Here is a 20,530-nt window from a genome sequence, read left to right on the forward strand (position 1 = left end):
CTTACTCGGACTCGGCGGCTGCGGCCTCGCCCGCCTCCGCGCCGGCTTCCTCGCCCGCACCTTCGGCCGGCTCCTCAGCGGACGGCGCCTCGATCACATTGACCAGCAGCAGTTCGGGGTCGGAAATCAGCGTCACGCCCTTGGGCAGCTCCAGGCCGCCGGCGGTGAACTGGGTGCCGGCCTCGGCGCCCTCGATGGAGAGGGTCAGCTGCTCGGGGATCGACAGTGCCTCGGCCTCGATCTCCACGGCGGTGGCGTCCTGGGTGACCAGCGTGCCGGGCGCCGCGTCGCCCTCGATGACGACGTTGACCTCGACGGTCACCTTCTCACCGCGACGCACGACCAGCAGGTCGGCGTGCTGGATGGTGCGACGGATCGGGTGGATCTCAAGAGCCTTGGTCAGCGCCAGCTGCTCCTTGCCCTCGATGTCGAGGGTGAGCACGGCGTTGGTGCCGGAGTGGCGCAGCACGGCCGCGAAGTCGTGGGCCGGAAGCTCCAGGTGCTGCGGCTCGGTGCCGTGGCCGTAGAGGACCGCGGGGACGCGGCCTGCACGGCGGGCCCGGCGCGAGGCGCCCTTGCCGGTCTCGGTCCGCACCGAAACGGTCAGCTGGTTGGTGGTCGGGCTCTTAGCCATGGGGAACTCCTTGGTTGCTACGGCGTGCATGAGGCACGGCCAGATCGCGACAACCATCTAGGAGGTCCTCGTCGATAACGGCGGCCGAATGGGGGCCGCCCTCGCCGTGACGCCTGGTCAGGCTAGCGCATCGGCAGCTCAGAGCGGAAATTGAACCCCGGTGAGCTGCGCAGACAGCTCCCACAGCTCGGCGGCCGTGGAGCCGCGCTTGGCCAACCGGCTGCGGCCCACCGGCCCGCTGCGGCCGACGATGCCGAAGCGCGGACCGATGAAGGTATTGCCGGACAGATCCTGCGACGCCGCGTAGAGGGTCTGGCGCGCCCCGAAGTCGGGGCTGGTGGCGAACAGGCCGTTGCCGAAGGTGCGCATCACCAGGTCGCCGATCCGATTGCCGGTCTGGCCCTGCAGGTTGGTGCTCGAATAGCCGGGATGGGCGGCCAGCGCCCGCAGCGGTGAACCCGCGGCCACGAGCCGGCGTTGCAGTTCGCTGGTGAACAGCAGATTGGCCAGCTTGGCTTGGCCGTAGGCCAACCACGCCGAATACCGCCGCGACTCCCAGTTCAGGTCCTTGAGGCTGATGTAGCCCATCCGGTGCAGGGCTGAGGACACCGTCACAACCCGGTCGGTGAGTTTGGGCAACAGCAGGTTGGTCAGTGCGAAATGTCCCAAGTGGTTGGTGCCGATCTGACTCTCGAAACCGTCGACGGTCTTGCTGTAGGGCACCGCCATGATGCCGGCGTTGTTGATCAGCACATCGACGGCCGCGGTCTCCTCGGCGAACCGACGCACCGAGGACAGGTCCGCCAGATCCAAGGCGCGAACCGTCACGTCACCCGGCATCCCCGCCGCGGCGGCCTGGCCCTTGGCGGTGTTGCGGACGGCCAGTGTGACGGCGGCACCCACACGGGCCAATTCCCGTGCGGTCACGGCGCCCAAACCGCTGTTGGCTCCGGTGACGATGACGGACCGCCCGGCGAACGACGGCAGATCGGTAGCGGACCAGGAGGCCATGGCTGACACTCTAACGAGGCGCGCCCCCGTGTGCCGGGATGCCGAACGGATTCAGGAGCGACGTGAAGCAGTGGACCACCCTCGGATTGATCGTCGTGATGCTGGCCGCAGTCGGCGGCTGCGGTAGCAGGCAGTCGGCCGAACCGGTCGGTCCGGCGCCGGCAACCTCCGCCGATCAGGTCCGTCAGATCGCGAAGGAGGCCTACGTCTACGGCTTCCCGATGGTGGACTCCTACCGCATCCAGCACGCCTACTTCGTCGACAAGGCGGGTCCGCAGTACAAGGGTGACTGGAACCAGACCCACAGCGCCGCAAGGGTTTACACCCCCGATGACACCACCGTGCAGACGCCGAACTCCGACACGCCTTACACGATGCTGGGCGCTGATCTGCGGGCCGAGCCGCTGGTGCTCACCGTGCCGCCGATCGAGGCCGGCCGCTACTACTCGCTGCAGTTCATCGACGCCTATACCTACAACTTTGCCTACGTGGGCAGCCGCACCACCGGCAACCGCGGCGGCACGTACCTGCTGGCCGGACCGGGATGGGGCGGCGAGAAGCCCGAGGGCGTCGACGAGGTGATCCGCTCCGAGACCGACTTCGCACTGGTCATCTACCGCACCCAGCTGTTCGACCCGGCGGACATCGACAACGTCAAGAAGATCCAGGCCGGTTACACCGTGGAGCCGCTGTCGGCCTACCTCAAGCAACCCGCGGTGAGCGCCCCGCCGGTGGATTTCATCGCGCCACTGACGCCCGACGCGCAGAAGACCTCACCGAAGTTCTTCGAGATCTTGAACTTCCTGTTGAAGTACGCGCCGGTGTTGCCGGGGGAGCAGGACCTGCGGACCCGGTTCGCCGGTATCGGCATCGGCCCCGACGGCACCTTCAGCGCCGATGAACTCAGCGCCGAGGCCCGCGACGCCGTGCAGGCCGGGATGGCCGACGCCTGGGCGGAACTCAACGCGTTCAAGAAGGACAAGTTGGACACCGGCCAGGTGACCTCGGGGCAGCTGTTCGGCACCCGGGAGTTCCTCGGCGGCAACTACCTCTACCGGATGGCCGGTGCGGTGCTCGGGATCTACGGCAACTCCCAGCAGGAGGCCATCTACCCGGTGGTGGCCGTGGATTCCGACGGCGCGCCGCTGAGCGGGGCAGGACGCTACAGCCTGCGGTTCGCCCCGGATGCGCTGCCACCGGTCAACTCGTTCTGGTCGCTGACCATGTACAAGATGCCCGAAAGCCTGCTGGTGGCCAACCCGATCAACCGGTATCTGATCAACTCGCCGATGCTGCCGGACCTGACCCGCGATCCCGACGGCGGAATAACCGTCTACGTGCAGAACCAATCTCCCGGCGCGGCCAAGGAATCCAACTGGTTGCCCGCACCGCAGGGGCCGTTCCAGATGATCCTGCGGCTGTACTGGCCCAAGGAAGAAGCGCTGGGCGGCACCTGGACCCCGCCGAAGGCGGTGAAGAACTAGTTGCAGTTGTTGGCGTGCACCCAGCGGCCGTTGTAGCCCACGCAGGTGTTGATCGGCGGAGGCGGCGGAGGCGGTGGCGGTGGCACGTCCTCGGGAAGCGGTGCGTAGTAGGCCGGCGGTGGCACCGGGTCGGCGCATCCGCTGACATACACCCGGCGGCCCACGCCAACGCAGCCCGCAGTGGCGGTGCCGGCCGGGGTGAACACGACCACCGCCCCCGGCAGGCTGGTCAGGGTCAGTGCTGCGACGACCCAGATCCGGCGGGTCATCACTGGTCCAGCAGCGGGCGCTCGGGCTGGGGCAATCCGCAGCGGGCGCGGAAGTCGGCCAGCGGCTGGCGCAGCCCCAGCAGGTCGGAGTGGGCCTGCGGGTTGTCGGCGAAGAAGCTGCGAACCGCCTCGGGCACCTGGTCGTCGGGTCGGTTGTGCAGGCCGGTGTAGAACTCGTTGACGTCGGGATGCGCGTAGAGGTAACCCGACGTCGAGGCGGCAACGCCGGTGGCCACATTGGCCATGTCGGCGGCGGTGCAGCCGGGTTGCGGGTCGGCCAGCGCGGTGGCCGGCGCCAGCAGGCCGGTCGCGGCGGCGACTACGCCGAAACCGGTAAGGCTCAGCGAGGACAGGCGAACGAGGGACATGACGGAACTCCCTTCAGGCGGGTGCGTCACTTTAACAAGACCCGAGGCCGGTGGGGGTCACTTCGCGGCGACGGTGAAGCCCTTCATGATTGCCTCGACGTCGGTGGCGTTCTTGGGTGCCTCGTCGGCCGGCGCGGTGACCGCTAACTGCACCAGGTAACGCTGTTCGGCCGGCGCTGAACCGGTGGCGATCACCATCCGAAACCAGCTGTGCAGGCGTTGACCATCCATGTCGTACGTGCCCTGCACCATCGATGACGGGAAGCCTTGGTAGTCCTCGTTGGAGGCGTCCAGCAGCCGGAAGTTCGGCGAGAGCTGGGCGTCGACCACCCCGTGCCGGATGGCCTCTTTCGAGTCGAAGTTCCCGTTGAGCTTGACCACACTCAAGATTGCCCGGGGGAACTTCTCGCCCTTGCCCAGGACCAGCGTGGTGGCCGGCAGCATCGGGTTTTCTTTCTTCGTCCAGCCCGGCGGCGTGGGGATCGACACCGTCAGGTCGGTCGGTGCGTTGGGGGCCACCGCCTCCGCGGCCACGCCCTGGTCTTCCAGGTAGCGTCCCACGCTGACCGGAGCCTCCGGTTCCGACGACGTGGTGGTCGTGCTGTCGTTGCCCCAAATCGACTGATAGTCAGGGGTTTTAGCGCCGCATCCGGATGTGGTGCTGGCCAGGGCCGCGCACGCCAATGCCGCGACCGTCAAGCGCAGCGGGGTCACAGGATCTCGCGGACCGCGTCAATCGGACGGGCCAACCGGGTGCCGTTACCGGTGACGACGAACGGCCGCTGGATCAAAATCGGGTTGGCGACCATCGCGTCGAGCAGTTCGTCATCGGATGCATCGGCCAGGTTCAGCTCGGCGTACACCCCTTCACCGGTACGCACCGCGTCGCGCACACCGATCCCGGCGGCGCTGATCATCTCCGCCAGCTCCGCACGCGATGGTGGGGTCTTCAGGTATTCCACGACGGTCGGTTCGATACCGTTGTCGCGCAGCAGCTCCAGCGTCTTGCGCGAGGTCGAGCAGCGCGGGTTGTGATAGACCACCGCGTCAGCCATGTCAGGCGTCCCCGTCGAAAAGTCCGGTGACTGAGCCGTTTTCGAACACGGCCCGGATGGTGCTGGCCAGCAGCGGAGCGATCGACAGCACGGTCAGCTGTGGGAACTGCTTGTCCTCGGTGATCGGCAGCGTGTTGGTGACGATCACCTCGCTGGCGCCGCAGGCCGCCAACCGCTCGGACGCCGGGCTGGACAGCACGCCGTGGGTGGCGGCGATCACCACGTCGACGGCCCCCGCTTCGCGCAGCAGGCCGACCGCCCCGGCGATGGTGCCGCCGGTGTCGATCATGTCGTCGGTGATCACACAGGTCTTGCCGGCGACCTCACCGACCACCCGGTTGGCTTTGACCTGATTGGGCACCCGCGGATCACGGGTCTTGTGGATGAAGGCCAGCGGCACGCCACCCAGCGAGTCGGCCCACTTCTCGGCGACCCGGACCCGGCCGGAGTCGGGGGAGACCACCACGACGTCCTTGCCGTTGTTGAGGTAGTTGTCCCGGATGTAGCCGCACAGCAGCGGCTGGGCCCGCATGTGGTCGACCGGGCCGTCGAAGAAGCCCTGGATCTGGTCGGTGTGCAGATCCACCGTGACGATCCGGTCGGCGCCGGCGGTCTTGAGCAGGTCGGCGACCAGGCGGGCCGAAATCGGTTCGCGGCCGCGGTGCTTCTTGTCCTGACGGGCATACGGGTAGAACGGCAGGATGGCGGTGATCCGCTTGGCGCTGCCCCGCTTGAGCGCGTCGATCATGATCAGCTGTTCCATCAGGTGCTGGTTCAGTGGCGCGGGGTGCGACTGCAGCACGAAGGCGTCGCAGCCACGCACCGATTCGTCGAAACGCACGAAGATCTCGCCGTTGGCAAAGTCGCGGGCGGTCTGCGCGGTAACCGGGACATCCAGTTCTTTGGCGACCTGATCAGCCAGCTCCGGATGCGCACGACCAGCGAAGAGCATCAGGTTTTTGCGATTGTCTGTCCAGTCGTGGCTCACGTGCTGCCCCCGCAGTAGGAGATTGTGGATTTCGGTCGAGTTAACTCGGGCCTTATGGTACGTAGCCCGGCGTGTGATTTCGCCTCGGGCTGCCTCAACGCGATCAAGCTCACGATGACAGATCGGGTGGAGTCTCGCCGGGTTCTTCGGCGTTATTTGCCGACTCGGCCGCCGAGGCGGCCTGGCTGCCGGGCCGCTTGCGCTGCACCCAGTTCTCGATGTTGCGTTGCGGGCCGGCCGACACCGCCAGTGCGCCCGGCGGCACATCGTGGCGCACCACGGTCCCGGCGCCGGTGTAGGCGCCGTCGCCGATGGTGACCGGTGCGACGAACATGGTGTCCGAGCCCGTGCGCACGTGCGAGCCGACCGTGGTCCGCCGTTTGGTCTGGCCGTCGTAGTTGACGAACACACTGGAGGCGCCGATGTTGCTGTGGTCGCCGATGTCGGCGTCGCCGACGTAGGTCAGGTGCGGAACCTTGGTCCCGGTGCCGATGGTGGAGTTTTTGGTCTCGACGAACGCGCCCAGCTTGCCGTCGGAACCCAGCACCGTGCCGGGACGCAGGTAGGTGAACGGCCCGACCGCCGCACCGGCGCCGATCGCCGAGGAGGTGGCGTGGCTGCGGATCACCGACGCACCGTCGCCCACCGTGACGTCGGTCAAGGTGGTGTCGGGGCCGATCGTGCAGTGCGCTCCGACGACGGTGCGGCCGAGCAGCTGGGTTCCGGGCGCGACGGTGGTGTCGCGCCCGATGGTCACGTCCACGTCGATCCAGGTGGTGGTGGGGTCGACGATGGTGACGCCGGCCCGCTGATGGGTGGCCACCAGGCGTCGGTTCAGCTCGCCGGCCAGCGCGGACAGTTGCACCCGGTCGTTGACGCCGGCCACCAATGCCGCGTCGTCGACATGGCGCGCGTGCACCACCTGGCCGTCGCCGCGGACGATGCCGATCACGTCGGTGAGGTACAGCTCGTGCTGGGCGTTGTCGGAGCCCAGCCGGCCCAGCGCGGAACGCAACGCGGCGATGTCGAAGGCGTACACCCCGGCATTGACCTCGCGGATCTCCCGCTGCGACTCGGTGGCATCGGCCTGTTCGACGATTGCGGTGACCTCACCGTCCTGGGTGTGCAGGATGCGGCCGTAGCCGGTGGGGTCGGCCAGCGTGGTGGTCAACACGGTGACCGCGGCCGGGGCGGTGCGGTGGGTGTCGATCAGCGCCTGCAGGGTGGCGGTGTCCAGCAGTGGGATGTCGCCGGAGGTGACCACGACGGTGCCGGCGAAGTCGTCCGGCAGGGCTGCCAGGCCGCACAGCACCGCGTGTCCGGTACCGAGCTGTTGGTCCTGCAGGGCGATGTCGATGGGAAAGTCCAGGGCTTGCGCCAGCTCGGCGACCGGCCCGGTGATGCGCTCGTGCTCGTGGCCCAACACCACCACCAGGTGGCGGGGCTCGACGCCGGCGGCCGCCTGCAGGCAGTGCGCCAACATGCTGCGCCCGCCCAGCTCATGCAGCACTTTGGGGGTGTCGGAGACCATCCGGGTGCCGGCTCCGGCCGCCAATACGATGACGGCGTCGTGGGCGTCTTCTTGGCGCGAGGGAGCGTGTTTGTGCGTCGACACGCCGCCTAGCCTGTCATTCTGCGCACGCTCGCGGCAAAGGGGTGGACAAATCTGAGCTCCGTCGCCAGGACTCGAACCTGAACTATCTGAACCAAAATCAGAGGTGCTGCCGATTACACCACGACGGATCGGTGTTCCGCAGTGACTTTAGTCCGACGACGGCGAGGGCTGCCCGCGGCCCGAGTAAGAAGTCGGACAATCCGGTCTAGTCCAACGGACTACCCTGGTCGCGTGGCTGGTCTGGACAAGGACGGCCGGGCGCCTCGAGCCCGGATGACAGGTAGCGAGCGCCGTCACCAACTCATCGATGTCGCCCGCTCGCTGTTCGCCGAACGGGGGTACGAGGGCACCTCCATCGAGGAGATCGCGCAGCGCGCCAACGTGTCCAAGCCGGTGGTCTATGAGCACTTCGGCGGCAAAGAGGGCCTCTACGCCGTGGTGGTCGACCGCGAGATGTCAGCATTGCTGGACGGCATCACCACGTCATTGACCAAGGCGACCAACAACCAGTCCCGGCTGCGGGTGGAGCGCGTCGCGCTGGCATTGCTGACCTATGTCGACGAGCACACCGACGGATTCCGCATCCTGATCCGCGACTCGCCGGCGTCGATCAGCTCCGGCACCTATTCGACCCTGCTCAACGACGCGATCGGCCAGGTGTCGTCGATTCTGGCCGGCGACTTCGCCAAGCGCGGGCTGGACCCGGAGACCGCTCCGCTGTACGCCCAGGCGTTGGTCGGTTCGGTGTCGATGACGGCCCAGTGGTGGCTCGACGTCCGCGAACCCAAGAAGGAAGTGGTGGCCGCGCACCTGGTCAACCTGTGTTGGAACGGACTGACTCACCTGGAGTCCGACCCGACCCTGCATGACGAATAAGGCCTGTACCGCAACGCAAATCGTCGGCCTGCGCCACACCGCCTAGAATTGCCCACATCATGACCGCACCGGGGTACCAGACTGTCCAAAACCCGATTGCGGGGCTCGTAGACCTGGCGTTGACCGCGCCGGCATTCGCCGAACTCATCGACCGCGCGGGCGATCCGCCCGCCGAGCTGGCGCTGGTGGGTCCGGTCGGTGCCCGGCCCTTCACCGCCGCCGCGCTGGCCCGCACCGGCGCGCTGTTGGTGGTCACCGCCACCGGCCACGAAGCCGACGACCTGACCGCGGAGCTGCGCGGCGTGTACGGCGACACGGTGGCCCTGTTCCCGTCCTGGGAGACGCTGCCGCACGAGCGGCTCTCGCCCGGGGTGGACACCGTCGGCGCCCGCCTGCTGCTGCTGCGCCGGCTGGCCCACCCCGACGACGCCCGGCTGGGGCCGCCCCTGCGGGTGGTGGTGACCACGGCCCGGTCGCTGCTGCAGCCGATGACCGGCCAACTGGCTGCGATCGAGCCGGTCATGCTGGCCGTCGGCGACGAGATCCCGTTCGAAGCGGTGATCGCCCGGCTGGTCGAGCTGGCCTACACCCGGGTGGACCTGGTCGGCAAGCGCGGCGAGTTCGCGGTCCGCGGCGGCATCCTCGACCTGTTCCCGCCGACCGCCGAACATCCGGTGCGCATCGAGTTCTGGGGTGACGAGGTCACCGAGATCCGGCCGTTCTCGGTGGCCGACCAGCGCTCCATCCCCGAGGTCGAGGTCGGCACCGTGGTCGCGGTGGCCTGTCGGGAGCTGCTGCTCACCGACGATGTGCGGGCGCGTGCGGCCGAGCTGGCCCGCGATCAGCCGCACACCGAGAACGCCGTGTTGGGCACCGTCGGCGAGATGCTGTCCAAGCTGGCCGAGGGTATCCCGGTCGACGGCATGGAGGCGCTGGGCCCGGTGCTGCGGCCCGGCCCGCAGGCGCTGCTGACCGATCAGCTGCGTCCGGGCACCCCGGTGCTGGTCTGTGATCCGGAGAAGATCCGCGCCCGCGCCGCCGACCTGATCAAGACTGGACGCGAATTCCTGGAGGCGTCGTGGTCGGTCGCGGCGATCGGCGGCGAGGCCCCGATCGACATCGAACAGCTCGGTGGGTCGGGGTTCCGTGAGTTCGCGCAGGTGCGCCAGGCGGCGCTGGACACCGGCCATCCGTGGTGGACGCTGAGCCAGCTGCCCGACCCGGACGCGACCGAACTCGACGTGCGCCCGTCGCCGTCGGCCCGCGGCCGGCAACGCGACATCGACGAGATCTTCGCCATGCTGCGGGCGCACATCGCGACCGGGGGACGTGCGGCAGTGGTTGCCCCCGGCGTCGGCACGGCCCGGCGGATCGTCGAGCAGTTGGCCGAATCCGAGACTGCGGCAACGCTGTTGGAGGCTGGCGCCACCCCGCCTCCCGGGGTGGTCGGGGTTCTCAAGGGACCGCTGCACGAGGGCCTGGTCATCCCCGGCGCCAACCTGGTGGTGGTGACCGAGGCCGACCTGACCGGCAACCGGGTCAGCGGGCCGGAAGGCAAGCGGCTGGCGGCCAAGCGCCGCAACGCCGTCGACCCGCTGGCACTGACCGCCGGCGACCTGGTGGTGCACGACCAGCACGGCATCGGCAAGTTCGTGGAGATGACCGAGCGCACCGTCGGCGGGGCGCGGCGCGAATACCTGGTGTTGGAGTACGCCTCCGGCAAGCGCGGCGCTAACGGTACCGACAAGCTCTATGTGCCGATGGACTCGCTGGATCAACTGTCCCGCTACGTCGGCGGCCAGGCCCCGGCGCTGAGCAGGCTCGGCGGCAGCGACTGGAGCCAGACCAAGACCAAGGCCCGCAAAGCGGTCCGTGAGATCGCCGACGAACTCGTCGCGCTGTACGCCAAACGCCAGGCCGCGCCCGGCCACGCGTTCGCCCCGGACACCCCGTGGCAGGCCGAGATGGAAGACGCGTTCGGGTTCACCGAGACCATGGACCAGCTCACCGCGATCAGCGAGGTCAAGGCCGACATGGAAAAGCCGGTCCCGATGGACCGGGTGATCTGCGGCGACGTCGGCTACGGCAAGACCGAGATCGCGGTGCGCGCGGCATTCAAAGCGGTCCAGGACGGCAAACAGGTCGCGGTGCTGGTGCCCACCACACTGTTGGCCGACCAGCATCTGCAGACCTTCAGCACCCGGATGGCCGGCTTCCCGGTCACCGTCAAGGGACTGTCACGGTTCACCGACGCACAAGAGTCCAAGGCGACGGTCAACGGCCTGGCCGACGGGTCCGTCGACGTGGTGATCGGCACCCACCGGCTGCTGCAGACCGGGGTGCGCTGGAAGGACCTCGGCCTGGTGATCGTCGACGAGGAACAGCGGTTCGGCGTCGAGCACAAGGAACACATCAAGGCGCTGCGCACCCACGTCGACGTGCTCACCATGAGCGCCACCCCGATCCCGCGCACCCTGGAGATGAGCCTGGCCGGCATCCGGGAGATGTCGACGATCCTCACCCCGCCCGAAGACCGCTATCCCGTCCTGACCTACGTCGGCGGCCACGATGACAAGCAGGTCGCTGCCGCGTTGCGCCGCGAGTTGCTGCGTGACGGCCAAGTGTTCTACGTGCACAACCGGGTCAGCTCGATCGACGCGGCCGCCGCCCGGGTGCGCGGCCTGGTGCCCGAGGCCCGGGTGGTCGTCGCGCACGGTCAGATGCCCGAAGAAATGCTGGAAACCACGGTGCAGGGCTTCTGGAACCGGGAATACGACATCCTCGTGTGCACCACCATCATCGAGACCGGCCTGGACATCTCCAACGCCAACACCTTGATCGTGGAACGCGCCGACACCTTCGGGCTCTCGCAGCTGCACCAGCTGCGGGGCCGGGTGGGACGCAGCCGGGAACGCGGCTACGCCTATTTCCTCTACCCGAAGGAGAGCCCGCTGACCGAGACCGCCCACGACCGGCTGGCCACCATCGCCCAGAACAACGAGTTGGGCGCCGGCATGGCGGTGGCGATGAAAGACCTGGAGATTCGCGGCGCCGGCAACGTGCTGGGGGTGGAGCAGTCCGGGCACGTCGCCGGGGTGGGCTTCGACCTGTATGTGCGGCTGGTCGGTGAGGCAGTCGAGGCGTATCGGGCGGCCTTCAACGGCGAGACGATCACCACCGAAGAGGTCAAGGACGTCCGGATCGACCTGCCGGTCGACGCCCACCTGCCGCCGGAGTACATCAACTCCGACCGGTTGCGGCTGGAGGCCTACCGGCGGTTGGCCGCCGCCCCCGGCGACGACGAGATCGCCGCAGTGGTAGAGGAACTCACCGACCGCTACGGGCCGCTTCCCGAGCCGGCCGGCCGGCTGGTGGCGGTGGCCCGGCTGCGGCTGCTGTGCCGCGCCGCCGGGATCACCGAGGTGTCCGCAGCGTCGGCGACGACGCTGCGGCTGGCCCCGATGACGCTGCCGGACTCCGCCCAGTTGCGGCTCAAGCGGATGCACCCATCGGCCAGTTACCGCGCCACCACCGCCACTGTGCAGGTGCCGATCCCGCGTGCCGGGGGTGCCGGCGCGCCCGTCGGTGCGCCCCGTATCCGCGACGTCGAACTCGTCCAGATGGTGGCCGATCTGATCTCGGCACTGGACGGCAAGCCGCAGGGCCTTATCGACGTCACCGGCGCGGTGCCCGCAGTACGGTAACCACGATGACCGTCGTCCTGGTCGACCCCCGCCGGCCCTCGCTTGTCCCGGTCGAAGCCCTCGCGCTGCTCGCAGGTGAGGTCGTCTACACCGAGGAACTGCCGATCGTGGTGCCGTGGTCGTTGCCGGCCGCACGATCGGTGCTCGTCGGTGCCTCCGACGTGCAAGCCCCGGTGCTGCTGTCTTCGGACCGCAACCATCCTCACGTCGTCGCTCGCCTGGAGGCCGGGGAGGCGCTGATCGCGGCGCCCGACGCGCCGCCGGGGGAGCGGTTGATCGACGCGGTCGCGATCATGGACCGGCTGCGCACCACGGGCCCGTGGGAGAGCGAGCAGACCCACGACTCGCTGCGCCGGTTTCTGCTTGAGGAGACCTACGAACTGTTCGACGCGGTCCGCAGCGGCGATGCCGACGAACTGTGCGCGGAGCTCGGCGACGTGCTCCTGCAGGTGCTGTTCCACGCCCGGATCGCCGAGGATGCGCTGGAGAACGCGTTCGGCATCGACGACGTCGCGGATTCGCTGCTGCGCAAGCTGAGCAATCGGGCGCCCGCGGTGCTCGCCGGCGAAGAGATCTCGCTGGCCGAGCAGGTGGCGCAGTGGGAAGAGCGCAAGGCTCTAGAGAAAGCAGCGATCAAGCTCAGGGAGTCGATTCTCGACGATGTGCCGACCGCGCAGCCGGCCTTGGCGTTGGCTCAAAAGGTGCTGCAGCGGCTCGCCCGCGCCGGCGTGCCGGCAGATCTGATCCCCGAGACGGTCACCACCGTCACGGTGGCCGCCGACATCGATGCCGAAAACGACTTGCGGGCAGCGGTTTTGGAACTCATGGACACCGTCCGGGCGGTGGAGAAGGCGGTCATCGGCGAGCCCACCGAAGAGCAGTGGCGCGCCCACTGGCCGCAGCCCTAGCGTTCGCGGCCCCGCACCCTCGCGCCGAAACCGACGTTTTGCAGGGGCCTACTCGTACTTTCGCTGCAAAACGTCGGGCTCGCGGAGTCGATCAGTTCGGGTTCTCGCCCCAACTGCCCGGCAGCATCGGGACTCGCGGCTCGGTGTCGAGCCCGTCACCGGTGAGCACAGCGATCCCGGAAGCCTGACGGCTGGTCTCGGCCGCGGTGCCGGCGAAGCCCAGCGGGCCGGCACCGGAATCCGAGGCGCTTGCCGCGCCCGGGGGGCCATCCCACTGCGGCGCCACACCGATGTTCATATCCATGTATTCGTCGCCGAACCCGCGCTGCTTGGCGCGCTGCCGCTGCCGGCGCTTGGCGGCCAGGGCCTGCGCCGTGGCTTCTCCGGGGGCGCCCTGGCTCTCGGACGCCTCTTCGTCGGCACTGCGGGAACGCCGGGCGCCGCTGGAGCTTCGCGCCGACGAGGAGACGCTGCTCACCAGGTAAAGGCAGGAGGTCGGCCCGAATCCGACGCCCGGTCCGCCACCCGCCGCGCCGCCGGCCGGCATGCCGGCGCCCGCGGTGGCCGGTGCGGTGGGGCCGGCCGAGGAGATCGGGTCCGCGCAGGCGCACGCCTCGGCTCCTGCGGGCACCGGGGCGCCCGCGGCGACCGGGGCGCCGACGCTGCCGCCCACCGGCATCGGCGGGGTCGGCTCGACGGTCTGCTCGAGCCCGACCGCACCGAGCGCGCCCAGCGCGCCCAGCGCGCCGAGCCCGGCGGCCGCGGCGAGTGCGGGCGCCGCGGCCATCACGATCGGGATCGCCATCATTACTGCAATCTGGCCCATCGGCCACAACAGCATCAGCGTGTGAAAGGTGAACCAGCCCAGGGCCCCGGCCAGAATCGGGGACATCCCCGGGATCCCCAGCAGCATCTGGGTGACCGAGCTGGCAAACGGAAACGCCTCGATCGGATATCCGTCGACGCCCAACTGTGCCCACAACCACTTGGCGATCGGGTCCGCAAAGCCCATGTTGAACTGCGTGATCAGGTCCTTGAGCTGCTGTTCCCAACTGGGGGCGGCAGCGGCCTCGGCAGCCCCCGGGGCGACGACCGGTGGCGCGGGCGTCGGAGGAGGAACCGAGGCCAGCGCCGCTCCCGCGACGCCCTGGTAGACGGTCATCATCTCCGCGGCCTGCACCCACATGCGGGCGTAATCGGCTTCGTTCAGCGCGATCGGGACGGTGTTGATGCCGAAGAAGTTCGTAGCCACCAGCGTGGCGTGCACCGCGTGATTAGTGGCCAGTTCTGCCAGGGTGGGCATGCCGGCCAGTGCGGCGGTGTAGGCCGCGGCCGCGGTCTGGTGCAGGCCGGCCGCGGCGGTGCTCTTGGCGGCGCTCTCGGCCAGCCAGCTCAGATAGGGGGCGTGCGCGGCCGCGTACTGCTGGGCGCTGGGGCCCTGCCAGGCGCTCTGCACTCCGGCCAGTACCGCGTCGAGTTCGGCGGCCACTTCGGCGTATTCCGCGCTCATCGCCGAGTACGCCGACGCCGACTCCAGCAGCGGACCGGGTCCGGGACCGGCGCTGAGCAGCGCCGAGTGCACCTCCGGCGGCGACGCCAGCCAGACCGGTGCGGTCATCGAATACACCTCCTTCCCCGATTCCCGGCAAGCTCGATCTCAAGTGGTCAATCAGTAGTCGCGTTGTGTGCCGATTTGGTTCCCTGCCGAGGAACCTTTGTATCCGGGCGCCGAATAGGCGACTATGTCGGCATGCGGTGCGAGGTGGTGCGCGAAACCCTGTCGTCGCTGCTCGACGGCGAGCAGCAGGAGCTGCCGGCGCAGCAGGTCGATGCGCATTTGGCGTCATGCCGCGGCTGCCGGCGCTGGCTGGTCGGCGCTGCCGCCCAGGCCCGCCGGCTCACCGACATCAACAGCGACACCGACACCGACGCCCCTGACCTGGCCGCCCAGATCCTGGCGGCTGCCGGCGTGACATCGATCACCGCCGAGAACGCCGACGACAGCTTCTGGTCGCGGTGGGGATTTCGACGTCCGGCGCTGGTTGCCGTCGGCGTGCTCCAGGTGGCGATGGCGGCCATCCAGATTGCCGGTGTGGACTTCGGCATGGTGTCGGCGCACGGCCACGGGCACGGCGCGGCCACCGGAGCGCATTTGCTGCACGAGTCCACCGCATGGTTGTTGGCGCTTGGTGGCGCGATGATCGCCGCTGGTATCTGGCCGTCGGTGGCGGCCGGTGTTGCCGCGATCGCAGGGGTATATGCCCTGGCTTTGAGCGGTTATGTGGCTGTTGATGCCTACCACGGTCAGGTGACGGCAGCTCGGATCGCCAGCCACCTGCCGGTGCTGATCGGCTTGGCATTCGCTTTGCTGGTGGCGCGCCAACGCATCGGTGGCGCCGGTCCGCGTCCGGCGCGCTGGGACGTCGAGGGCGCCGCTGACGGGGCGGCCCCGGCGGCGGCCGCCGGTCGCGGTCGCCGGCGTCATCTGCGGTCGGTCAACCACGCCGACAGCTCTACGACCATGCGTCGTAATAGCGCCGCGGTCCCCGGTCTAAGGTTGATGTTCATGGCGGGAGCTGACCGGGTCCAAGACAACCCTGACGATGCTGTCACCGCCCTCGCCGTTGCCGCCGCAGCCGGCGATGCCCGTGCCCTGGAGTCCTTCATCAAGGCCACTCAGCACGATGTCTGGCGATTCGTGGCCTACCTTTTCGACGGTGTCAGTGCTGACGACCTGACCCAGGAGACCTACCTGCGGGCGATCGGCGCGATCCCGCGCTTCGCCGGCCGCTCCAGTGCCCGGACCTGGCTGCTGGCTATCGCGCGGCGGGTCGTGGCCGACCACATTCGCTACCTCAAGGCGCGTCCGCGCACCGCGCCGGGCGCCGATCCCGAGCTGCTGCTGGACCGCGACCGGCCTTCCCGCGGTTTCGAGGACGTGGTCGAGGTGACCGAGTTGATCGCCGGCCTGTCGGCCGATCAGCGCGAGGCACTGTTGCTGACCCAGCTGTTCGGCCTGTCCTACTCCGACGCCGCCGCCGTCTGTGGCTGCCCGGTGGGCACCATTCGATCCCGGGTCGCGCGCGCACGTGATGCGCTGCTGGCCGATCCGGAACGCGGCGAGCTGACCGGTTAGCCAACTGAATTCGCGCTGGCAGAGCCAGTTTTTGCGGCACACGGGGGCGAAACGGTCGGTCGGTGGCGTCTCGCCCGTCGACTAGTCATGGAACGATGGACGCAAAACCATAGCTTCGAGGTTGGGGAGAGCGGTGTCGGCGCTACGTTGGCTGCGGACGGCCGCCGTCGTCGGCGCGACGGCCGTACTGCTGGCATCCAGTTGCAGCTGGCAGCTCGGTAATCCCATCCCGCAGGGCGTGCCACCGCCCCCCGGCGATCCGGTCCCGCCGGTCAGTACTGACGTCGCCTCGGGCCGGCCCGCCGACCAGCTTTACCAATGGGCCGCAGAGCGTGCCCCGATGCTCGGCATCCCGATCACCGCGCTGGAGGCCTACGCCTACGCCGCGCGGGTCGCGGAGGTGGAGAACCCCAACTGTCATCTGGGCTGGACCACGCTGGCGGGCATCGGCCAGATCGAGAGTCATCACGGCCACTACAACAACGCCACGGTGGCGCGTAACGGAGACGTGCGGCCCAAGATCCGCGGGGTCCGGCTCGACGGCTCCGGAGGCAATCTGCACATCGTCGAAGAGGTGCAACCGGACCTGGCCGACGACGACGGCGTGGTCCGCGCGATGGGCCCCATGCAGTTCATTCCGGAGACCTGGCGGCTCTACGGCGTCGACGCCAACAACGACGGCGTCGTCAGCCCCGACAACATCGACGACGCCGCCCTGTCGGCAGCCGGCTATCTGTGCTGGCGCGGCAAAGACCTGGCCACCCCCAAGGGCTGGATGACGGCGTTGATGGCCTACAACGAGTCGGAGATCTACGCCCGCGCAGTCCGGGATTGGGCCGCCGCGTACGCGGCCGGGCGCCCGCTGTAGAGGTGTCCGGTACGGAGTACGGCGAGGTACAGCTAGGCTCCCAACAGGCCTCCGATAGACCACGACGGCCAGCCCCACCCACGCTCAAGGAGAAGTCAGTGCCCATCATCCAGCAGGTCGGCGCCCGCGAGATCCTCGATTCCCGCGGCAACCCCACGGTCGAGGTCGAGGTCGCGCTGGAAGACGGCACGTTCGCCCGGGCCGCGGTGCCCTCTGGTGCATCCACCGGCGAGCACGAGGCCGTTGAACTCCGCGACGGCGGCGCCCGCTACGGCGGCAAGGGCGTGCAGAAGGCGGTCACCGCCGTACTGGACCAGATCGCGCCGGCAGTCATCGGAATCAGCGCTGACGACCAACGGCTGGTGGACCAGGCGCTGGTGGACCTCGACGGCACCCCGGACAAGTCTCGGCTGGGCGCCAACGCCATGCTCGGCGTCTCGCTGGCAGTGGCCAAGGCGGCCGCGGACTCCGCGGCGCTGCCGCTCTACCGCTACCTGGGCGGCCCCAACGCCCACATCCTGCCGGTGCCGATGATGAACATCCTCAACGGTGGCGCCCACGCCGACACCGGTGTCGACGTTCAGGAGTTCATGGTCGCCCCGATCGGCGCCCCCAACTTCGCCGAGGCGCTGCGCTGGGGCACCGAGGTCTACCACTCGTTGAAGGCAGTGCTGAAGAAGCAGGGGCTGTCCACCGGGCTCGGTGACGAGGGCGGCTTCGCCCCCGACGTCGCCGGCACCACCGCGGCGCTCGACCTGATCAGCACCGCGATCGAGGCCACCGGGCTCAAGCTGGGCACCGACGTCGCGCTGGCCCTCGACGTCGCGGCCACCGAGTTCTACACCGAGGGCAGCGGTTACGCGTTCGAGAAGCAGAACCGCACCGCGGCCCAGTTGGCCGAGTTCTACGCCAAGCTGCTCGACAGCTACCCGCTGGTGTCGATCGAAGACCCGCTGTCCGAGGACGACTGGGACGGCTGGGTCTCGTTGACCTCCGCGATCGGGGACCGGGTACAGCTCGTCGGCGACGACCTGTTCGTCACCAACCCCGAGCGGCTCGAGGAAGGCATCGAGCGGGGCGCGGCGAACGCACTGCTGGTCAAGGTCAACCAGATCGGCACGCTGACCGAGACTCTGGACGCGGTCACCCTGGCCCACCACAGCGGCTACCGCACCATGATGAGCCACCGCAGCGGCGAGACCGAGGACACCACCATCGCCGACCTGGCGGTGGCGGTCAGCAGCGGCCAGATCAAGACCGGTGCCCCGGCCCGCAGCGAGCGGGTGGCCAAGTACAACCAGCTGCTGCGAATCGAGGAGGAACTCGGCGACGCCGCCCGTTACGCCGGCGAGCTGGCCTTCCCCCGCTACGCGCCGGAGAGCAAGTAGCCGCTAGGGGCCGCTGCCATGTCCGATCCGAAACGGCCTGACGCTAAGCGGCGTGCCGCGACGTCGCGGCCGGGACGGGGCGGGGAGAACGGACGTGCGCACCCGCGCCGGACTCCGCCGGTGCGCCGGGGGGCTGGCGCGGCGCGGACCCCACCGCCGTCACCGGCCGGTGCGGTCAAACGAGCCATTGCAGCGGCGGCCGAGCAGAGCTCGGAGCTGCGGGTCGGCTTCACCGCCCGGCGGGCGGTGATCTTGGCCGCAGTGATGTGCGTCCTCACGCTGACCGTCGCCGGGCCGGTCCGTACGTTCTTCGCCCAACACGCGGAGATGAAACAGCAGTCCCAATTGGAGACCACACTGCACCGCCAGATCACCGACCTGCAGCAACAGAAAGCCAACTTGGACGACCCCGCGCACATCCGGGCGCAGGCCCGTCAGCGGCTCGGCTTCGTCATGCCCGGGGAGATCCCGTATCAGGTCCAGCTGCCTGCCCCGGCCGAGGTGCCGGGCGAGCCGGGGGTCGAACCCCTGGCCGCACCCAGCGGGGATCCCTGGTACACGGCGCTGTGGCACACCATCGCCGACGTGCCGCACCCTCCGCCTCCGCCGCCGGCACCGCCGTGGGTGCCGGCTCCGCCCGCACCGGTGGTGCCCGTTGGTTGATCCCGCCGACTTGGACGCGGTGGGCCGGCAGCTGGGCCGAGAGCCGCGCGGCGTCCTGGAGATCTCCTATCGGTGCCCCAATGGCGAACCCGCCGTGGTCAAGACGGCCCCGAAGCTGCCGGACGGCACACCGTTTCCCACCCTGTACTACCTGACGCACCCGGCGTTGACCGCCGCGGCCAGCCGATTGGAATCGTCGGGCCTGATGGCCGACATGACCGAGCGGTTAAAGCAGGATCCAGCGCTCGCCGCCGGCTACCGGGCCGCTCACGAGTCCTATCTCGCCGAGCGGGATGCCATCGAAACGTTGGGAACCACGTTCACCGGCGGGGGCATGCCAGATCGGGTGAAATGCCTGCACGTGCTGATGGCGCATTCCCTGGCAAAGGGGCGTGGCGTCAACCCGTTCGGTGACGAGGCGCTGGCCATCCTGGCCGCCGAGCCGGCGATGGCAGGAATTCTCCGACCGCAGGACTGGTTGTGAAACGGCTGGCGGGAATCGACTGCGGCACCAACTCGATTCGCCTGCTGATCGCCGAGCCGGTCGATGGCCGGCTGCGCGACATCCACCGGGAGATGCGCATTGTCCGATTGGGCGAGGGCGTCGACGCCACCGGGCAGTTTGCCCCCGAGGCGATCGAGCGCACCCGCGCGGCACTGGACGACTACGCCGAGTTGCTGGTGGCCCACGGTGTTTCACGCGTGCGGATGGTGGCGACCTCAGCCACCCGGGACGCGGCCAACCGTGACGTGTTCTTCGACATGACGGCACAGGTGCTGGGACGCGCCGCTGCAGGGGCGGTCGCCGAGGTGATCACCGGCCAGGAGGAAGCCGAACTGTCCTTCCGCGGCGCGGTGGCTGAATTGGACAGTGCCGACGGGCCGTTCGTGGTCGTCGACCTCGGCGGTGGTTCCACCGAGGTGGTGCTGGGGGATCCGGACAACGGGGTGTCGGCAAGTTACTCGGCCAACATCGGCTGTGTCCGGCTGACCGAACGCTGCCTGCGCTCCGACCCGCCAACCGCCGACGAAGTCGCCGCTGCGCGCGCTGTGGCCCGTGAACTACTCGGCGAGGCGGTGCAGGCGGTGCCGGTGCAGCACGCTCGAACGTGGGTGGGGGTGGCGGGCACCATGACCACGCTGTCGGCCCTGGCGCACGGCCTGACCGAATACGACTCGGCTGCAATACATCTGTCGCGGGTCAGCTTCGCTGATCTGACGGCGGTCTGCGATCAGTTGATCGGCATGAGCCGCGCCGACCGAGCCGGCCTGGGCCCGATGCACCCCGGCCGAGTGGATGTGATCGGCGGCGGGGCGATCGTGGTTCAGGAGCTGGCCCGCGTCCTGGGGCAGCGCGCCGGAATCGCGGAGTTAGTGGTCAGCGAACACGACATTCTGGACGGCATTGTGCTGTCGATCGAGTAGCGATCTGCCGGCGAGCCGTAAAGGCGTAAAGGTCGCCTCGTCCAGCGTAAAGAAAACGTCAACGGTCTCCATCGTGCCTGGTGGCCGGGTCTAACTTCAGGTCAGACCCGATCGGGTTCTCGAGAACGGAGAACACGT

At 68.9% G+C, this 20,530-nt stretch carries 19 protein-coding genes, 1 tRNA gene and 1 pseudogene; 11 read left to right on the top strand and 10 right to left on the bottom strand.

Translation table 11 applies throughout. From position 1 onward, the window contains the following. Position 1 precedes the first annotated feature (1 nt). Together ACKY0X_RS05005 and ACKY0X_RS05010 are read right to left on the bottom strand one after the other, a co-directional pair. Positions 2-634, bottom strand: coding sequence for a 50S ribosomal protein L25/general stress protein Ctc (locus ACKY0X_RS05005; RefSeq protein WP_409428555.1), 633 nt, complete (start codon positions 632-634; stop codon positions 2-4). Between the two features lie 138 nt (positions 635-772). Beyond that, positions 773-1,645 (bottom strand): oxidoreductase, encoded by an 873-nt coding sequence (locus tag ACKY0X_RS05010; protein WP_409428556.1) that lies wholly within the window; start codon positions 1,643-1,645, stop codon positions 773-775. Positions 1,646-1,743: 98 nt separating this feature from the next. On the opposite strand from ACKY0X_RS05010, the gene ACKY0X_RS05015 reads away from it, so the two are divergent. Then, on the top strand, positions 1,744-3,129 hold the full coding sequence (locus ACKY0X_RS05015) for a DUF1254 domain-containing protein (protein ID WP_409429510.1): 1,386 nt from the start codon (positions 1,744-1,746) through the stop codon (positions 3,127-3,129). On the opposite strand, the gene ACKY0X_RS05020 is transcribed toward ACKY0X_RS05015, so the two are convergent. From ACKY0X_RS05020 to ACKY0X_RS05050, 7 genes are all read right to left on the bottom strand, one after another. Then, complete coding sequence (locus ACKY0X_RS05020) at positions 3,126-3,398, bottom strand: hypothetical protein (protein ID WP_409428557.1); 273 nt, start codon at positions 3,396-3,398, stop codon at positions 3,126-3,128. The genes ACKY0X_RS05015 and ACKY0X_RS05020 overlap by 4 nt on opposite strands. Next, the gene (locus ACKY0X_RS05025) at positions 3,398-3,766 is read right to left on the bottom strand and encodes a heme-binding protein (protein WP_409428558.1); all 369 of its coding nucleotides are present in this window, start codon (positions 3,764-3,766) and stop codon (positions 3,398-3,400) included. The genes ACKY0X_RS05020 and ACKY0X_RS05025 overlap by 1 nt, the downstream gene beginning before the upstream one ends. 57 nt (positions 3,767-3,823) lie before the next feature. After that, positions 3,824-4,480 carry an LpqN/LpqT family lipoprotein gene (locus ACKY0X_RS05030; RefSeq protein WP_409428559.1) on the bottom strand — a complete coding sequence of 219 codons (657 nt, stop codon included), beginning with the start codon at positions 4,478-4,480 and terminating at the stop codon, positions 3,824-3,826. Further along, positions 4,477-4,821: an arsenate reductase (glutaredoxin) gene (gene arsC / locus ACKY0X_RS05035; RefSeq protein ID WP_409428560.1), complete on the bottom strand. Its 345-nt coding sequence runs from the start codon at positions 4,819-4,821 to the stop codon at positions 4,477-4,479. The genes ACKY0X_RS05030 and arsC overlap by 4 nt, the downstream gene beginning before the upstream one ends. A gap of 1 nt (position 4,822) precedes the next feature. Next, positions 4,823-5,809, bottom strand: a complete 987-nt coding sequence (locus tag ACKY0X_RS05040) for a ribose-phosphate diphosphokinase (RefSeq protein WP_409428561.1) — start codon at positions 5,807-5,809, stop codon at positions 4,823-4,825. Positions 5,810-5,918: 109 nt separating this feature from the next. After that, on the bottom strand, positions 5,919-7,424 hold the full coding sequence (gene glmU / locus ACKY0X_RS05045) for a bifunctional UDP-N-acetylglucosamine diphosphorylase/glucosamine-1-phosphate N-acetyltransferase GlmU (protein WP_409428562.1): 1,506 nt from the start codon (positions 7,422-7,424) through the stop codon (positions 5,919-5,921). 56 nt (positions 7,425-7,480) lie between these two features. Then, a tRNA-Gln gene (locus tag ACKY0X_RS05050) sits at positions 7,481-7,552 on the bottom strand. Between the two features lie 145 nt (positions 7,553-7,697). Here ACKY0X_RS05050 and ACKY0X_RS05055 point away from each other — a divergent pair. From ACKY0X_RS05055 to ACKY0X_RS05065, 3 genes are read left to right on the top strand one after another with little or no spacing between them, the layout of a single operon-like run. Beyond that, positions 7,698-8,300 carry a TetR/AcrR family transcriptional regulator gene (locus ACKY0X_RS05055; protein WP_024442510.1) on the top strand — a complete coding sequence of 201 codons (603 nt, stop codon included), beginning with the start codon at positions 7,698-7,700 and terminating at the stop codon, positions 8,298-8,300. Positions 8,301-8,359: 59 nt separating this feature from the next. Continuing rightward, positions 8,360-12,004 carry a transcription-repair coupling factor gene (gene mfd, locus ACKY0X_RS05060; protein ID WP_409428563.1) on the top strand — a complete coding sequence of 1,215 codons (3,645 nt, stop codon included), beginning with the start codon at positions 8,360-8,362 and terminating at the stop codon, positions 12,002-12,004. A 5-nt stretch (positions 12,005-12,009) separates the two neighbouring features. Continuing rightward, positions 12,010-12,912, top strand: a complete 903-nt coding sequence (locus ACKY0X_RS05065) for a nucleoside triphosphate pyrophosphohydrolase (protein WP_409428564.1) — start codon at positions 12,010-12,012, stop codon at positions 12,910-12,912. Positions 12,913-13,003: 91 nt separating this feature from the next. Here ACKY0X_RS05065 and ACKY0X_RS05070 read toward each other — a convergent pair whose 3' ends face one another. Further along, the gene (locus ACKY0X_RS05070) at positions 13,004-14,530 is read right to left on the bottom strand and encodes a PPE family protein (protein WP_409428565.1); all 1,527 of its coding nucleotides are present in this window, start codon (positions 14,528-14,530) and stop codon (positions 13,004-13,006) included. Positions 14,531-14,662: 132 nt separating this feature from the next. On the opposite strand from ACKY0X_RS05070, the pseudogene ACKY0X_RS05075 reads away from it, so the two are divergent. The 7 genes and pseudogenes from ACKY0X_RS05075 to ACKY0X_RS05105 all read left to right on the top strand — a co-directional run. Next, positions 14,663-15,367: pseudogene (locus ACKY0X_RS05075) on the top strand (DUF2275 domain-containing protein); the annotation flags it as partial. A gap of 111 nt (positions 15,368-15,478) precedes the next feature. After that, positions 15,479-16,048 carry an RNA polymerase sigma factor SigC gene (gene sigC, locus ACKY0X_RS05080; protein ID WP_409429511.1) on the top strand — a complete coding sequence of 190 codons (570 nt, stop codon included), beginning with the start codon at positions 15,479-15,481 and terminating at the stop codon, positions 16,046-16,048. 133 nt (positions 16,049-16,181) lie between these two features. Further along, positions 16,182-16,916 (top strand): lytic transglycosylase domain-containing protein, encoded by a 735-nt coding sequence (locus tag ACKY0X_RS05085; RefSeq protein WP_065039503.1) that lies wholly within the window; start codon positions 16,182-16,184, stop codon positions 16,914-16,916. Between the two features lie 98 nt (positions 16,917-17,014). Then, a complete protein-coding gene (gene eno / locus ACKY0X_RS05090; protein WP_064889622.1) occupies positions 17,015-18,304 on the top strand; it encodes a phosphopyruvate hydratase in 1,290 nt (429 codons plus the stop codon). A gap of 18 nt (positions 18,305-18,322) precedes the next feature. Beyond that, the gene (locus ACKY0X_RS05095) at positions 18,323-18,967 is read left to right on the top strand and encodes an FtsB family cell division protein (protein ID WP_409428566.1); all 645 of its coding nucleotides are present in this window, start codon (positions 18,323-18,325) and stop codon (positions 18,965-18,967) included. Then, positions 18,960-19,451, top strand: a complete 492-nt coding sequence (locus ACKY0X_RS05100; protein ID WP_409428567.1) for a DUF501 domain-containing protein — start codon at positions 18,960-18,962, stop codon at positions 19,449-19,451. Before ACKY0X_RS05095 ends, ACKY0X_RS05100 begins: the two co-directional genes overlap by 8 nt. Then, complete coding sequence (locus ACKY0X_RS05105) at positions 19,442-20,392, top strand: exopolyphosphatase (RefSeq protein WP_409429512.1); 951 nt, start codon at positions 19,442-19,444, stop codon at positions 20,390-20,392. Before ACKY0X_RS05100 ends, ACKY0X_RS05105 begins: the two co-directional genes overlap by 10 nt. Positions 20,393-20,530: the final 138 nt, after the last annotated feature.

The sequence above is a fragment of the Mycobacterium sp. SMC-11 genome, assembly GCF_046250095.1.
Classification (GTDB): Bacteria; Actinomycetota; Actinomycetes; order Mycobacteriales; family Mycobacteriaceae; genus Mycobacterium; species Mycobacterium heraklionense_A.

Coding starts and splice junctions, on each gene's coding strand:
- ACKY0X_RS05005 (WP_409428555.1), bottom strand. CDS start 634: ATGGCTAAGAGCCCGACCACCAACCAGCTGACCGTTTCGGTGCGGACC.
- ACKY0X_RS05010 (WP_409428556.1), bottom strand. CDS start 1,645: ATGGCCTCCTGGTCCGCTACCGATCTGCCGTCGTTCGCCGGGCGGTCC.
- ACKY0X_RS05015 (WP_409429510.1), top strand. CDS start 1,744: ATGCTGGCCGCAGTCGGCGGCTGCGGTAGCAGGCAGTCGGCCGAACCG.
- ACKY0X_RS05020 (WP_409428557.1), bottom strand. CDS start 3,398: ATGACCCGCCGGATCTGGGTCGTCGCAGCACTGACCCTGACCAGCCTG.
- ACKY0X_RS05025 (WP_409428558.1), bottom strand. CDS start 3,766: ATGTCCCTCGTTCGCCTGTCCTCGCTGAGCCTTACCGGTTTCGGCGTA.
- arsC (WP_409428560.1), bottom strand. CDS start 4,821: ATGGCTGACGCGGTGGTCTATCACAACCCGCGCTGCTCGACCTCGCGC.
- ACKY0X_RS05055 (WP_024442510.1), top strand. CDS start 7,698: ATGACAGGTAGCGAGCGCCGTCACCAACTCATCGATGTCGCCCGCTCG.
- mfd (WP_409428563.1), top strand. CDS start 8,360: ATGACCGCACCGGGGTACCAGACTGTCCAAAACCCGATTGCGGGGCTC.
- ACKY0X_RS05065 (WP_409428564.1), top strand. CDS start 12,010: ATGACCGTCGTCCTGGTCGACCCCCGCCGGCCCTCGCTTGTCCCGGTC.
- ACKY0X_RS05070 (WP_409428565.1), bottom strand. CDS start 14,530: ATGACCGCACCGGTCTGGCTGGCGTCGCCGCCGGAGGTGCACTCGGCG.
- sigC (WP_409429511.1), top strand. CDS start 15,479: ATGGCGGGAGCTGACCGGGTCCAAGACAACCCTGACGATGCTGTCACC.
- ACKY0X_RS05095 (WP_409428566.1), top strand. CDS start 18,323: ATGTCCGATCCGAAACGGCCTGACGCTAAGCGGCGTGCCGCGACGTCG.